The sequence below is a fragment of the Nitratidesulfovibrio oxamicus genome (genome assembly GCF_015731765.1).
Lineage (GTDB): Bacteria > Desulfobacterota > Desulfovibrionia > Desulfovibrionales > Desulfovibrionaceae > Cupidesulfovibrio > Cupidesulfovibrio oxamicus.
Window position 1 is genome coordinate 1 of record NZ_VRYY01000567.1, and the last position, 1,339, is coordinate 1,339.

The following is a 1,339-nucleotide window of genomic DNA, read 5'->3' on the forward strand; positions in this document are numbered from 1 at the left end:
GGTTCTTCGACGTTTGATGTGGAATTCATGAAGCCACCACGACCTGAATCGGGGCCGCGATCAGGTAGACCATGGTGATGAAGTTCTCCACATTTCGGTATCCTCGGGCTCTGGCTCTCGCCGCTTGGAACAGGCCATTGTAGCCTTCGAGCCTCGCATTGGTGTGCAAGGAATGCCAACGATGAAGTATTCGCGGCAAGTGCCTTTCGAAGCTTGCCAGTGCGCTCCTCACAGGCTCCAGGAGCGGGCAGTCGGCAGCATACTCCGCCGCATGCTTGAGAAAATGGGTGATGCGCCACTTGGCGGCCTGCTTTGATTCGGCCCGCCGCACCCAGCGAAGAAGTTCTTTGACACGGTAGGCCTTGGCGGTAGCGAAACCCTGCTCGACGAGCTCCAGGAGAGCATTCTCTTGGTGCTGCGTGCGTTCTTTTTCAGCGCCCTTGAGCACGGCCCAACGGGTGTGGTCCGGCAGTTTGGTCTGCCTGGCTTCTAGCTTTCTGACTTCATCGACGGCCTTGGTGAAGAGCTGGACCACATGGAACCAGTCGACTGTCACCGAAGCGGACTTGAACTCCTGTTCGACTGCGGAAAGGAACGCTGGCGACATGTCGCAGACAACTTCGACGATATTCTCGGGACGACCCTCATGGGCTTCGATAAACGCGCAGAATTTCGTCAGGCAATCCTTGCCCTTGCCGGGAGTCGCAAAGATCACGGGCTTGTCGGAGCGGTCCAGGTCGATGAAGACGGTAATATAGTTGTGGCCTCGTTTGGAAGCGGTCTCGTCCAGACCGATGGCCTTGAGACTCGTCAGGTTCAACGCGGCGATGGCTTTGGACACATAGTGGTGAACGATGCGCCACAGTCGCTTGTCAGTGACCTCAACGTGCCGGGCAACGGCGTTGACCGGCATCTCGCGGACGAGACTCATGACCACCTGCTCGAAAAGCAGAGTGAAGCGGCTGCCTTCCCTGGCCCATGGTGCTTCCACGCGACGGACTCCGTGTTCCGGGCAGTTGATCCTCGGGAGCCGGGCCGTAAGGTAGCAATGATGCTGGAAGAAGTTGAGATGCCGCCACGTGTACTCCTTGAAGTCATGCGCCTTGCACGCGGTGCCGCATTCAGGGCACGGATACAGCGCTCCACGGTCGGCACCGATTTCTAGATGGAGCTTGGTTGGCGTATGTTCTGTATCAAGGCGTTGACTCATAACTTTCCAGGGTGGCGTGAGACCAAGACCCAAGGCGAATATTTGTTCGGCAAGCATGGCAATCCTCCTGAGGGAGGGCTATCCAAACTGGGCGAGGTCGGTCAATTCCACATTAAACGTCGAAGAACC

General features: G+C 57.4%; 1 protein-coding gene. It reads right to left on the minus strand.

The window, feature by feature from the left end:
• Positions 1-25: 25 nt before the first annotated feature.
• On the minus strand, positions 26-1,267 hold the full coding sequence (locus FVW20_RS15650; RefSeq protein WP_196610333.1) for an ISL3 family transposase: 1,242 nt from the start codon (positions 1,265-1,267) through the stop codon (positions 26-28).
• Between the last annotated feature and the right edge of the window lie 72 nt (positions 1,268-1,339).

What these genes read in the sequence shown, in the direction of transcription:
- FVW20_RS15650 (WP_196610333.1), bottom strand. Translation starts at nt 1,267, where the DNA reads ATGCTTGCCGAACAAATATTCGCCTTGGGTCTTGGTCTCACGCCACCC.